This window comes from Sulfitobacter dubius, from assembly GCF_027214245.1.
Lineage (GTDB): Bacteria > Pseudomonadota > Alphaproteobacteria > Rhodobacterales > Rhodobacteraceae > Sulfitobacter > Sulfitobacter dubius_A.
The window spans coordinates 154,680-165,649 of sequence record NZ_JAPWHM010000006.1 but is presented as its reverse complement, the minus strand read 5'-3'; the positions used below and the strand labels follow the sequence as shown (position 1 = coordinate 165,649).

General features: G+C 57.7%; 6 protein-coding genes. 3 read left to right on the top strand and 3 right to left on the bottom strand.

Annotated elements, in window-relative coordinates:
- Positions 1-230: 230 nt before the first annotated feature.
- Positions 231-1,010 carry an alpha/beta fold hydrolase gene (locus O4H31_RS16295; protein ID WP_269347494.1) on the bottom strand — a complete coding sequence of 260 codons (780 nt, stop codon included), beginning with the start codon at positions 1,008-1,010 and terminating at the stop codon, positions 231-233.
- Between the two features lie 766 nt (positions 1,011-1,776).
- On the opposite strand from O4H31_RS16295, the gene O4H31_RS16290 reads away from it, so the two are divergent.
- Positions 1,777-3,468: a DUF262 domain-containing protein gene (locus O4H31_RS16290; RefSeq protein WP_269347488.1), complete on the top strand. Its 1,692-nt coding sequence runs from the start codon at positions 1,777-1,779 to the stop codon at positions 3,466-3,468.
- Positions 3,469-3,857: 389 nt separating this feature from the next.
- Positions 3,858-5,699: a TniQ family protein gene (locus O4H31_RS16285; protein ID WP_269347486.1), complete on the top strand. Its 1,842-nt coding sequence runs from the start codon at positions 3,858-3,860 to the stop codon at positions 5,697-5,699.
- 534 nt (positions 5,700-6,233) lie between these two features.
- Here O4H31_RS16285 and O4H31_RS16280 read toward each other — a convergent pair.
- On the bottom strand, positions 6,234-8,513 hold the full coding sequence (locus O4H31_RS16280; protein ID WP_269347484.1) for an adenosylcobalamin-dependent ribonucleoside-diphosphate reductase: 2,280 nt from the start codon (positions 8,511-8,513) through the stop codon (positions 6,234-6,236).
- A 201-nt stretch (positions 8,514-8,714) separates the two neighbouring features.
- Between O4H31_RS16280 and O4H31_RS16275 the strand changes: the two genes are divergently transcribed.
- Complete coding sequence (locus tag O4H31_RS16275; RefSeq protein ID WP_067938213.1) at positions 8,715-9,146, top strand: DUF1489 family protein; 432 nt, start codon at positions 8,715-8,717, stop codon at positions 9,144-9,146.
- 3 nt (positions 9,147-9,149) lie between these two features.
- Here the strand turns inward: O4H31_RS16275 and O4H31_RS16270 are convergent, their stop codons facing one another.
- Complete coding sequence (locus O4H31_RS16270; RefSeq protein WP_269347481.1) at positions 9,150-10,970, bottom strand: AMP-dependent synthetase/ligase; 1,821 nt, start codon at positions 10,968-10,970, stop codon at positions 9,150-9,152.

Genomic DNA, 10,970 nt, shown 5'->3' with positions numbered 1-10,970 from the left:
AGCGCCAGGGGCCGGTCTGTCGCGGCCGGCCCAGACCTGCCATTACCTTGATGATCGAACGCTGCGATGCAGCTTCAAGATATCGGCCATTCATTCCTCGCGCATCATTTTCGAAGGTGAAGTTCGGCAGAGCGGACAAAGGAAGCATTCGCTCGAGTTATCTCCGTGTCATCATGCAGTTTCTCGAGGAGCGGGACCACGCGTGAGAGGTCACGTCCGTTATCCACACCTCATCTCGCGATCGTCTTCAAGATGACCTCAGCGGCCTCCTTCGGGCGGTCCCATTGCGGGAAGTGACCACACCGCTCGAACCAGTGCAACCGCGCGGTGGGGAAGGCCGCTTGTGCTCGCTCCGCCTGACGTGGCAGCAGGAGACGGTCCTGACGGCCCCAGCCAATCGTCACGCGGCCCGGAGGTGTGGCGGTCCCCTCCTGCAACGGACCACGCGCCAGTTCGCGCAGCATCGCGTCGAACACGTCTGTCTCGGCTATGGCCGTCAGCTCGTTCCGGACCAGCAGGGGATCAAGAGCGCCGGGCTTCGCCGACAGTTGCGCGAGCAAAACGGCCCGCGCGGCACGGCTGTGCGAGAGCGCCGGAATGTGCCGCCGCAAGAGGCGCACCAGCCGGACCGAGACGGCAAGCGTGGAGCGGAACCACGCCGTCTCCCAGCCGCGCCAGAAACCACCCGGATCATAAGCGACCGTGTGGCCGCCGATGCCGCGCCGTGCCAGTTCCAGCACCAGCCGCGCACCGACGGAACTGCCGACGGTATCAATGTCGGCGAGCCCGTTCCGGTCGATGAAGTGTTCGAGCGCATCAGCATAGGCGGCAATCGTCTGGCGTCCCGAAAGCGCCGGAGACCCCCCGTGCCCAGGCAGATCGACCAATATGACTTCGCGTTCGCGAGCAAGCATCGGCAGGATGCCGTCCCAGGACCGGACGCTTCCACCCAACCCGTGAACCAGGAGCAAGGGTGGTCCGGCACCGTGACGTTCGCAATTTAGTTTCATGCTCAAGGAACGCTCGGCAGCGAAATTGGTTCCGCCGGTTGTGCGGGTAGCCGACGGGTCGTCGTGCCGACGGCGGCGTGCAGCGGGCGCGGATATTCCGGTCCTCCTGGGCATCGCCGCCGCCGACGCCCCCGCGCAGCGATATCAATTCCTGACCCCTGTGCGGTCGTCTCGCCGTAGTCAAGGACGGCCCAGAGTGGTCGTTCGCCTCGTAGCCGCGCGCTGCGGTGAAGCTCCACCAAACCAGACATTCGTCCATCTTGTCACATTCTCGGCGGATGAAGTTCGGGGGAACTGACCTTCCTGCCGTTCGCTGCGGGCGGTTAGTCCTCGCTGCAGCCGCGAAGACCTCTGCGACGAAGGGCGGAAACCGGACTTTCGCTGCGAGCATGAAGAGCTTAAGTTCACGGTCATGGAACCGGACATTCGCCTCCTTCCCTTTCCGCAACCTGCCCCGGTGAAAGAATTCTGTAAGTCAGAATGCAGGCTGTAGTGGCTGTGTAGTCGAATGCGTCACTCTGCGAGTACAAAGAATCTGAATATCAAGCAGTTTCTCACTTGGTTGCAGCAAGCCTTCAACAATCGTGAAATAGCCATTGGCCTGTGGTTCAACCAAGCCGACCTATGGTTAGTCAAGCGGCGACTGGCGGGGAAGCAAGAGCGTGGGGAAGTGAAGAAGCTGAGGGGAAAGGTTGAGGAGTGAGACCGCTGGAAGTGTCACTCAAACTATGTTTTGCTAGCCAAGAGTATTAGATTGGATGAAATCATGACAAAAGACAAAGGCTTCGATTTCGAGTCGGTTGGATTAGCCAAAGTGCTATCGTCGAATGTACTCAAGATACCTCCACATCAACGCGACTACGCGTGGACGGGCGATCAAGTTAATCGCCTATTTACAGATTTGGCTGCTGCGAAAGAGAAGCGCCACGATTATTTTCTTGGTACAATCGTGGCAATCAAAGACAAAGACAAAGGAACTGGTCCACTTCAAGTTGTTGATGGGCAGCAGCGGTTAACTACAACTTATCTTTTGATATGCGCTATGCGCGACAAACTTAGGGCAATTTCTAAAGGTGATACGATCGTCAAAAATATTGAGAATGTAATCCTCACTATTCCAGATCGCAAAGAGGGCGATAAACCTCGCCTCACTATGAACACAGACGACGATGCGTTCTTCAAAGAACTAACGAAGCCCAATTCAAAACTTAGTGAGTTGCGGCCAACACGGGATTCTCACGACTTGCTAATTGAGTCCGTTAAAGCAGCGCGGAAATGGGTAGGGCAGATTTCGGCGGTAGTTTCCGATTCCGACGTTCCCGATGTTATCGACTCTTGGTTAGACTACCTTGAAAACGAAGCGCAGGTAGTGCTGTTGAAAGCGTCTGATGGGGCGCGGGCATTTAAGATGTTCGAAACGTTGAATGATCGTGGCCTGAGAACCTCTAAAGCCGACCTCGTCAAAAGTTTCTTGTTCGGAGAATCTAATAACGAAATTGACCAAGCACAGGTTTGCTGGTCCTCAATGCTTGAAAACCTCCGCGAGCTAGATGACGACGAAAGAAGCTTAACTTTCCTTCGGCACCATTTAATTGCAACTCGAAAGTTCGTTAGAGCCGATGATGTATACGAAGTGATACAGAACGAAATTCGAGGATCTTCGGAGTCCATAAAATTCCTCAATGAATTAAAGACATATTCGGCGCGTTATACTGCAACTTTTCATCACGACTCTGAAGAATGGGCGAAACATCCTACCGAAACAAAGAGGGCAATTGAAGCGTTCAACAAGTTTGACCTCAAACCAATTAGACCGCTTTTCTATGCAGTAAGTTTAAAATTTAACAAGGCCAGCTTTCGGACAGCTACGAAGCTCCTGCACTCAATAAGCGTCAGACTCATTCTGGCATCTCAGACTCGGACGGGAAGTAACGAACAGGCATTTTCGAATGCAGCGAGAGCTGTTTATCAAGGTGAAATAACTACGACGAAAGACCTAAAAAAAGCGCTAAAGGCAGTGTTGATTAACGATAGCGAATTTATCCAAGTATTTAGTGTTGCGAAAGCATCAAATGCCGGTTTGGCAAGGTACTACCTACGTACCCTTGAAGGCGTCGCAAACGATGAATCCGAACCGCAGTTCATTGTAAACGAAGACGAAATGGCAGTTACGCTTGAGCATATCTTCCCTAAAACTCCTAAAGACGGGACATGGTCTGAGTTTTCAGATGATGAGCGGAGGATATTTAAGACTCGTATTGGAAACCTTTGCCTGCTTCAGAAAAAACCAAACAATCAAATGGATAATTCTACGTTCGCGGCAAAGAAAGCGATCTTCGAGAAGTCAAAATTTGTATTGACGGCTAATATCGCGGAAATCTCAAAATGGTCACCCAAGGCAATTGAGAAACGGCAACTTGAGCTAGCCCAGTTTGCCGCAAAGGCTTGGCCACTCTAAATCTTAGGGGGACCGCGTTCGTCGAATGGCAGCAAAGTCCCGCAGACTGTGAGTTTGCCAAGCATCAGATTATTGCGGTTGCAGCGAATGTCCGCAATGACGAGCCGCACCGCAGCATCTTGAGGCGGTGGCCAAGGTCCGCAATGGGCCGTTCGTGTCGGTCACTTGAGGCAGAGACTACTTTGACATCGCGTGGCGCTCTGTTCCTGGGCCTTCTGACGTAGAGAGGTTTGGTCTCGTTCGGATACGCCTGACAGAACCCCAATGGAGCTTGATTGTGGATGCTGTGGATCCGGCCGTACGAAAGACGGCCATTGAAACAGGGTATTGGCTTGTAGTTAATTAAACGTGGCATAACTGGGTCATGAAACGAACAATAAGAGCAATTTATGATCAATGTCGCGCCCCTTCGTCTCAGGACAGACTCCGTCCCGCGGGAAACCGCATTCTCCCACATGTCTAGGCTGGCGGCAGCAAATAAAGTGAACTTACGAGACTTCGGCTTTGAACTAGGTATTCCCTTCCAGCGCATTCTGAACGGTGAACAGGATATGATCAGGATACTAGCCTTATTGGGCGGGGCTGATCACGAGTGCCTCCAACACTGGTCGGGAACAAAACTTGAAGGTCGTCGCCATGAACTTTGCGGCGAAATCTATCCTGCAAAAACCATCCGCAGCCCTGAAATCCGGGGATGTCCCATCTGTCTGAAACAGGACGCCAGTGCATCGGAACGGTCACCAGAGCATTCGATGGCAATCCGCGGGCACTGGCTGGTTCCGCACGTGACTATCTGCCTTGCGCATGAGCACCCTCTTGTCCCGCTCTGGCGGGAGACCCAGCCCTTCGCGCGATATGACACCGTGACGCAATTCCGGTCTATTGCGCCAGCCATTGTTGCCGGTGAGTTTGACCGCGAGATTCGTGAACTGACGGACTTCGACAAGTGGCTGGAAGCCAGGCTTGTTGATGGGCCAGGAAACGACTGGTTAGATCTGCATCCTCTGCACGCAGCCTCCACCTTCTGCTTTTTACTGGGAAGTGCCCGCATGCGTCATGAGACCACAGCGCCATCGGACGTCGACCCGGAGGATCGCTGGGCCTTACTACAAATGGGATATGAGGTCTCCCGGCATGGTCCAAAGTCTATCAAGACCGCCTTGCAACGCTTGCAGGACCTACCCGGAGATCCACATCAGGGGCCAAAGGCAATTTATCCGGTTCTATATGACCGTTTGTCCCGAGACTACGCTGATGTCCCTGAATATGCTCCCTTCCGTGACATCCTGCGGGATCACCTGCTTGAAACTTGGCCCCTCAACGCCGGAGATGATCTGCTCGGGGAACCAGTGGAAAGGCGACGGTTACATTCGGTGCGTTCGGCCTCCCGGGAAACAGGGATCGACCCACGCCGTATGCGGAAGATGCTGGAGAGCGCTGGAATCCTGAATGACGCCCGTCACGACGCTTGGGCAGTGTTCGACGCGGATGCTGCCGCGCCCCTGCTCGATTCACTGACGACCCTGCTGCCAGCAAAGTCCTTTGCCGAAGGTCTCGGCATGTCACGATCCCAGTTCGACCGGCTGTCAGAGGATGGTGTCCTTGCTCCGAAGTTGGCAGACACCACCACGAAAAATATCTGGGATCCCCGGGAAGGGCAGGCCTTTATTGACAGCCTGCTTGCCGGAGCCGAGCCTCTCCAACAGGCCCAGCACGGATGGGAACACATCTCAAAATCTGCAGCACGATTGAAGATCCGACCCGGCGATATCGTAAAGGCAATCCAGCAAGGCCGGGTCCGACGGGTTGGGAATCATTCCGATTTCGATGGGTACAAGGCTATCTACGTCTATCACGACGAAGTTTCGGCGACTCTATCAGATGATGGGCCGGCCGCCATGTCTTTGGAGATTTTTGCAAAGACCGTGGGTATCGGGCAGCCGGTATTTCTGAACCGACTTATCTCGAATGGACATACAACGGCGACCTCCATCCGGAACCCCCGAACCCGCGCCATGCAACGGTATTTCGCAGAGGTGGACTCGGTTCAGTTCCACGAGAAGTTCTATACATACCGGACCATGTCCAAAGCGCACGGAAGATCCTGGCAACAGATGTCCACCTTACTTGTTGCCGCTGGCGTTTACCCGTTCAGTCCTGATGGCATTAATTATGGAAAGCTCTTTCTCCGGGCGGAGGTGGACCCAGCAGTCGGTTACGACTGCGGATAAACTCCAAGAGGTGGGCGGGGCTGAATGCTCCGTCTTCCTTGTTTACAGTTTCGTAGCGAACCATTCCGGTTCGGCAGTACAGCTGAATTGCGAAGTATGATGCCGAGCAGGACCGTTATTCGAGGATCGTGCGCCCGCTTCTCGTTTCACTGCCTGCAGTACTAATCACCGATGAGGTTGCCGCGTATTTCCACAAACGGTATTTCACCCCGCGCACGATGTTCCTGTACTTAGGCATGAGCTGGCAAAAGCTGTCCTCCAAAGGAAGTGCCCCGATCGGTCAACCCGTTCTCCCCCGTTGGGGAATAGTAAGGGAGTGTCTACCTGCGCTCAGACATACCGACAGACCTTTATGCGCTCTTTACTGCATCGGAAAAAAGGAAAAGAGCGAAGGCGGCGCTTCTTTTCCCATTTTTTTCAGTGACTTGTGACTGAGTCGATGTAGAAACCCAAGCACCTCCAAGGTTTTGCGCACGCTTTTAAGTTTTCTCTGCGCACGCTTCTCCTTGGACTGCCTCCTACCACCCCCAAAAATCACCCACACTTACTATGCCCACAGCTCCCACAAGTCATGCACCCTTCGACCATCCGCATATCGAACTGACCGCAAGACGGGCATGACTTGCCACGCGGCGCATCGAGGCCGACGACCTTCGCCTGCGGGTCGGTTTTCAGGCCCATGCCCTCGCCCGCGATGAAGCCGGTGGCGATCATGTGGCGCTCGATCACGCCGCCGATGGCCGCGAGGATGGAGGGAATGTACTTGCCCTGCATCCAAGCCCCACCGCGCGGGTCGAAGACAGCCTTGAGTTCCTCAACCACAAAGGACACGTCACCACCACGGCGGAACACGGCAGAAACCATGCGCGTCAGCGCCACGGTCCAGGCGAAATGCTCCATGTTCTTGGAGTTGATGAAGACCTCAAAGGGGCGACGGTGGCCGTTCAGCACGATGTCGTTGATGGTGATGTAGAGCGCGTGCTCACTGTCGGGCCATTTGACCTTGTAGGTGTTGCCCTCCAGTTCCGCCGGACGGTCCAGCGGGTCGGACATATAGACGATCTCGCCGCCCTCGCTGACCTGATCGGGGCTGTCGGCGGGGGCCTTGTCGGTCTTCTCCGACGAGACGCTCAAGACCGAGCCAGTCACGTCGTTGGGGCGGTAGGTGGTGCAGCCTTTGCAGCCCGTATCCCACGCCTGCATATAGACGTCCTTGAAGGCATCGAAGGAGATATCTTCGGGGCAGTTGATGGTCTTGGAGATCGAACTGTCGATCCATTTCTGCGCCGCGGCCTGCATCTTGACGTGGTCGGCGGGTGGCAGAGTCTGAGCGTTGACGAAATAGTCGGGCAGTGGCGTGTCGCCCTTCAACTCGCGCCACATCTGCACCGCGTAGTCGACGACCTCTTCCTCGGTCCGGCTGCCATCTTTCTGCAGCACCTTGCGGGTGTAGGCGTAAGCAAAGACCGGCTCGATCCCCGAGCTTACATTGCCCGCGTAAAGGCTGATCGTGCCAGTGGGCGCGATGGAGGTCAGCAGCGCGTTGCGGATGCCGTGTTCGCGGATCGCATCGCGCACATCGTCGTCCATCTGCATCATGGTGCCGGAGGCGAGGAACTTTTCGGCATCGAAGAGCGGGAAAGCCCCCTTCTCTTTCGCCAGTTCCACGCTCGCCAGATAGGAGGCGCGGGCGATGGCTTTGAGCCATGCCTCGGTCTGCGCCGCCGCCTCGTCGGAGCCATAGCGCAGGCCGACCATCAAGAGCGCATCAGCAAGGCCGGTGACACCCAGACCGATGCGGCGCTTGTTCTGCGCCTCAGCGGCCTGTTCGGGCAGCGGGAAGTTCGACACGTCGACGACATTGTCCATCATGCGAACGGCGGTGGCGACCAGTTCGCTCATCGCGTCTTGGTCGAGATGGGCGTCATCCTCGAATGGCTGGGCGACCAGACGGGCAAGGTTGATCGAACCCAACAGGCAGGCGCCATAGGGCGGCAGCGGCTGCTCGCCACAGGGGTTGGTGGCGGCGATGGTCTCGCAATAGTTCAGGTTGTTGGCGGCGTTGATGCGGTCGATAAAGATCACGCCCGGCTCGGCATAATCATAGGTCGCCTGCATGATCTTGTTCCACAGATCGCGCGCCTGCACGGTCTTATAGACCTTGCCGCCGAAAACGAGGTCCCACGAGCCGTCGGCCTTCACAGCTTCCATGAAGGGGTCGGTGACCAGCACGGACATGTTGAACATGCGCAAACGCGCGGGGTCGGACTTGGCGGCGATGAAATCCTCTACATCCGGGTGGTCGCAGCGCATGGTCGCCATCATCGCGCCGCGGCGCGAGCCTGCGGACATGATGGTGCGGCACATCGCGTCCCAGACATCCATGAAGGACAGCGGGCCGGAGGCATCCGCCGATACGCCCAGCACATCCGCGCCGCGTGGCCGAATGGTGGAGAAGTCATAGCCGATTCCCCCGCCCTGCTGCATGGTCAGCGCGGCCTCTTTGAGCATGTCGAAGATACCCGACATGCTGTCAGGCACGGTGCCCATGACGAAGCAGTTGAACAGGGTCACGCGGCGCGCGGTGCCCGCGCCTGCGGTGATGCGGCCAGCGGGGAGGTATTTGAAATCCTCCAGCGCGTTGAAAAACTTGTCTTCCCAAACATCCGCCTTCGATTCGACCTGCGCGAGGTCGCGCGCGATGCGGCGCCATGTGTCCTCAACCGTGACGTCCTTGGCGGTGCCATCGGCCCCTTTAAAACGGTATTTCATATCCCAGATTTGTTCGGCGATCGGGGCGGTAAAGCGGGACATACAACGGTTCCTTTGAGTCGTGAGGGCAGCACGAATGCGACTTAAGAGTTGGCATCGATACAACATGAAGGGCCGATTTCTCAACGCCCAAAATGCACATCTACGGGAATTTATTCTTCAGTCTACCACAATACCTTGCTAGCTCCGAAGGGGAAACTACTATATAGAGGCGCATTCTCGGGCAGCACTGCGGGGGAACTTTTGGATAACTACATCAATCTAATCAAACTTTCGGTCGGCACCGAGGGCGTCGAGAGCCTCGCCAAATGGCAGGCGCGCAAGGACGTGCGGACCAAGGACGGTCTGCCGCGCCATGTCACGCGGATGTGGCCCAAGCGCGAGGCCGAGATTCTCAACGGCGGCTCGATCTATTGGGTCATCAAAGGCGTCATCCAAGCCCGCCAGCGCATTATCCGGCTGGAGGAGATCACCCGCGCCGACGGCATCCGCCGCTGCGCCATCGTGCTCGACCCCGAGATCATCCGCACCCAAAACAGCCTGCGCCGCGCTTTCCAAGGCTGGCGCTACCTCAAACCCGAGGACGCCCCCCCCGACCTGCCCGAGGGCCGCGAGGCCGAGGCCGACCTCCCTGTAGAGCTGAACCGTGCTCTGGCCGAGATCGGCGTGCTCTGAGTCTCACGCGGCGTAAAGCGCCTCGATCTGGTTGCCGTAGAGTTCGTAGATTTTGGCCCGGCGCACCTTCATCGTCGCCGTCACCTCGCCGTCGTCGTGATCCAGCTCCTTGCGCATCAGCCAGACCTTCTTGACCTGCTCGACCCGTGCCAGATCGCGGTTCTGCTTGGCCACCTCCGCGTCGATCAATTCTTGCACCTTGGGATGTTCGGCGAGCGAGCGGAAGGTGGTATAGGCAATCCCCTGTCCCTCGGCCCAGAGCCGTACGGTGTCCATGTCAATCTGCACCAGCGCCGTCACATAGGGCCGCTTGTCGGCCACGGCCACGACCTCCTTGATGAAGGGGCTGGCCTTGATGACATTCTCGATATGCGCGGGCGCAAGGTTCTTGCCCGCCGCGTTAATCATGATGTCCTTTTTGCGGTCGATCAGGGTGATCGAGCCATCGGCCTCCTCTCGCCCCACGTCACCTGTATGCAGCCAGCCGTCGCGGATCGTCTCGGCGGTGGCCTTGGGGTTCTTGTAATAGCCCTTGAAGATGGTCCCGCCCGAGAACAGCACCTCGCCATCCTCGGCTATGCGAGTGCGCACGCCGCTGACCGGAAAGCCGATGCGCCCGTCGCATTGCCCCCATGATTTCTGGATCGTGCCCACGCCCGAGGTTTCGGACATGCCCCATGCCTCGCGGATGTTCACGCCGATACCGCGCATGAAGCCGAGCAACTCCGCGCTGATCGGCGCGGCGGCAGAGATCGCGAAACTCGTGCGCCCCAGCCCCAGATAGCTGCGGATGTGCCGGTAGACGAGCGTATCCCAAAAGGCATGCGCCATGCGGTCCCCCGCGCTCCACCTGTCGCGCCGGATCATGCCGCGCCGCTGTGCGCCTTTCAGCGCCATCAGCGTCATCGGCCCCTTGATCCGCCCGGCGGTCTGCGCCTGCACCAGCACCCCCGCCTGCATCTTCTCCCAAATCCGCGGCACGCCAAAGAAGACCTGCGGCGCGACCTCGCGCAGATCAAGGGTGATGGTCCGAAGGCTCTCACCAAAATTCATCACGAATTGCTGCGCCAGCCCGTTGATCACCGTCACGGCCTGTTCGGCGATGTGGCACAGCGGCAGATAGCTCAGCACATCCGTCCCGGGCGGGTAGTCCCCGAAGACATCGCGCGCCACACCCACGCCCGCGTGGATATTGCCATAGGAAATCTCCGCCGCCTTGGGCAGGCCGGTGGAGCCGGAGGTGAAAACCATCATCGCCGTGTCGTCGGGCTCGATCCCCGCCTGCCGCGCGCGCAGATCGTCGGCGAGCCCCGAAAGCCGCGCCCGGCCCCGCTCAAGCAGGTCGTCGAAACTGATCAGCCCCAGCAGTTCCTCGCCCCGCGTTCCCTTGGGGTTGAAAATCACCAACTGCCGCAGCTGCGGCACCCGGTCGCCCAGTTCCTTGATCTTGTCCAGCTGCTCCTGATCTTCGATGAACAGCACCGCGGTATCCGAGGCATTCACCAGATGCTCCAGTTCCGCCGCCGGGCTGGTGGGATACATGCCCACGACCACCCCCGCCGCCGCATTGATGCCGAACTGCGCCTGCACCCATTCGCTGCGGTTCTCGCTAAGGATGCCGACATGATCGCCCGTGTTCAGCCCCAGATCGACCAGCCCTGCGGCGGTGGCCTGCATGATCTCTTGCAGCCCCTCCCAGGTGATCTCGTTCCAGATGCCAAATTCCTTTTGCCGCATCGCCACCCCGTTGGGGCGGTTCTTGGCATGGTTGTGCACCATGCGGACCAGCGGCGCGAAGTCACCCTTGAACTCGTCGAATGCCAT

Bases quoted from the DNA above. Each gene is read 5' to 3' on its own strand.
- O4H31_RS16270 (WP_269347481.1), bottom strand. From the start codon at position 10,970: ATGGCATTCGACGAGTTCAAGGGTGACTTCGCGCCGCTGGTCCGCATG.
- O4H31_RS16295 (WP_269347494.1), bottom strand. From the start codon at position 1,010: ATGAAACTAAATTGCGAACGTCACGGTGCCGGACCACCCTTGCTCCTG.
- O4H31_RS16280 (WP_269347484.1), bottom strand. From the start codon at position 8,513: ATGTCCCGCTTTACCGCCCCGATCGCCGAACAAATCTGGGATATGAAA.
- O4H31_RS16290 (WP_269347488.1), top strand. From the start codon at position 1,777: ATGACAAAAGACAAAGGCTTCGATTTCGAGTCGGTTGGATTAGCCAAA.
- O4H31_RS16285 (WP_269347486.1), top strand. From the start codon at position 3,858: ATGATCAATGTCGCGCCCCTTCGTCTCAGGACAGACTCCGTCCCGCGG.